1 protein-coding gene and 3 tRNA genes are annotated in these 1,657 nt (G+C 56.5%); 3 read left to right on the top strand and 1 reads right to left on the bottom strand.

The window, feature by feature from the left end; all coding sequences use genetic code 11:
* Positions 1-173 precede the first annotated feature (173 nt).
* Positions 174-944, bottom strand: coding sequence for a hypothetical protein (locus FHL16_RS33710; RefSeq protein WP_010457037.1), 771 nt, complete (start codon positions 942-944; stop codon positions 174-176).
* Positions 945-1,322: 378 nt separating this feature from the next.
* Here FHL16_RS33710 and FHL16_RS33705 point away from each other — a divergent pair.
* The 3 genes from FHL16_RS33705 to FHL16_RS33695 all read left to right on the top strand — a co-directional run bounded on the left by FHL16_RS33705 (position 1,323) and on the right by FHL16_RS33695 (position 1,655).
* Positions 1,323-1,398 (top strand) — tRNA-Glu (locus tag FHL16_RS33705).
* Between the two features lie 3 nt (positions 1,399-1,401).
* A tRNA-Gly gene (locus tag FHL16_RS33700) sits at positions 1,402-1,477 on the top strand.
* A 105-nt stretch (positions 1,478-1,582) separates the two neighbouring features.
* A tRNA-Glu gene (locus tag FHL16_RS33695) sits at positions 1,583-1,655 on the top strand.
* Positions 1,656-1,657 lie beyond the last annotated feature (2 nt).

The following is a 1,657-nucleotide window of genomic DNA, read 5'->3' as shown; positions in this document are numbered from 1 at the left end:
GCGAAGGCGGCCTGACAGCCGACCAATGACTTGCAGGTGAACACCTGACCCTGTGGGAGCTGGCCTGCCAGCGATGAGGGCCTCGCCGCCAACCCATCTTGACCGGCAGTACTCACCCGCCAAACCCAGTCCAAAAAAAAGCCACCTCGCGGTGGCTTCCTTGATTCTTCCGATCAGTCGTAGATCACTTTTTTCTTCCAGTCCGCATCCGCTTCAACTTCTTTGAGGCCGGCGTTCAACTGGTTGGTCTCGCTTTCAACGGCCGCGATGTTGTCCATCACCATGGCGTTGGCTCGCGCCAGGAGTTTTTCCAGGTATTCGAGCTGTTCGGCGTAGATCTGTGGTTCCTGCTGTTTACGCAGGTATTGCACACCGCGCTCGAAGGCGAGGCGGGCCTGGCCTGGCTGGTTTTGTTGCAGGCATTGCTGGCCCAGGTTATTGAAGAACTCGATGTGCAGCAGGACCAGAATGTGGCGCACTTCGCGGATCCAGCGCTTGGCTTCGTTGGTCGGCAGGAAGCCATCCTGTGCGGCGCGGGTGATTTGGCCGTGCAGGGCTTCGAGCAGGAAACGCACGTCCTTGGCCTTGGCCTCGGTCTGGATCGGTGCCGGCGGGTTGTTGACCGGGATCGATTCGCCTTGCGCGACCAGGGCTTCGAGTTCGGTAATCCGGGCCCTGAGGTTGGAACTGGTTTTTTCCAGGTTGAGCAAACGCTTGCAGACATTGAGTTCCAGGCGGGTCAGCAGCAGCTTGAGGCCAGGTGTCATCAGCTGACCGGGGAAGGTCTCGGTGATTTCGCCGCAGCGACGCAGGCGGTCGTTGAGTTCAACCTTGGTACGGGCCTTTTCCAGCTTGTTGTTTTCCACCACATGGTTCATGTAGCCAATGGCGATCAATAGTGCGATCCCGGCTACGACTAGCAGGGTGATCATGAGTGGTGTCACCGGTAAGACCTCTTTATAGGGTTCGCGATCGAGTGTAGTGGCTTGGCATTTGGGCGCATAGGACCGCTCGACGAGTTGAATCGGTTGTGGCTATCTTTATATCGGCCGGGGTTCGACTTATATAAATACTGGCAATCGTGGTTCAGATTGCCATCATCTTCAGCGACGGACTATAACGTCTTGGTGGTTATCAGAATATAGTCGCCAAAGGTCAGCAGGCGCAAAAGCCGGAATCCCGGCTGAAAGCGGGGCGAAGTCATTGATTTAAATAAATTTATATCTGGGGGTTGACGACCCCTCAATCCATCCATAGAATGCGCGCCACTTACAGCGTAAAGCACACAGCGAAACGCGGTAGGGAGTGAATGTTGTACGTGTGTCCCCTTCGTCTAGTGGCCTAGGACACCGCCCTTTCACGGCGGTAACAGGGGTTCGAGTCCCCTAGGGGACGCCATATGCGGGAATAGCTCAGTTGGTAGAGCACGACCTTGCCAAGGTCGGGGTCGCGAGTTCGAGTCTCGTTTCCCGCTCCAATTTTAAGCAGCGTTGCTTTCGGGCAGGGCTGAGTGAAGCCAGAGCCGACATCTTCGGATGCGGATTTGGGCACTGAAATACACACCATGTGTTTCAGTTAGCGTGTCCCCTTCGTCTAGTGGCCTAGGACACCGCCCTTTCACGGCGGTAACAGGGGTTCGAGTCCCCTAGGGGACGCC

The organism is Pseudomonas sp. FSL W5-0299 (assembly GCF_005930655.1).
In the GTDB taxonomy this organism is placed as follows: Bacteria; Pseudomonadota; Gammaproteobacteria; order Pseudomonadales; family Pseudomonadaceae; genus Aquipseudomonas; species Aquipseudomonas mandelii.
This window is presented reverse-complemented; position numbering and strand designations above follow the sequence as displayed.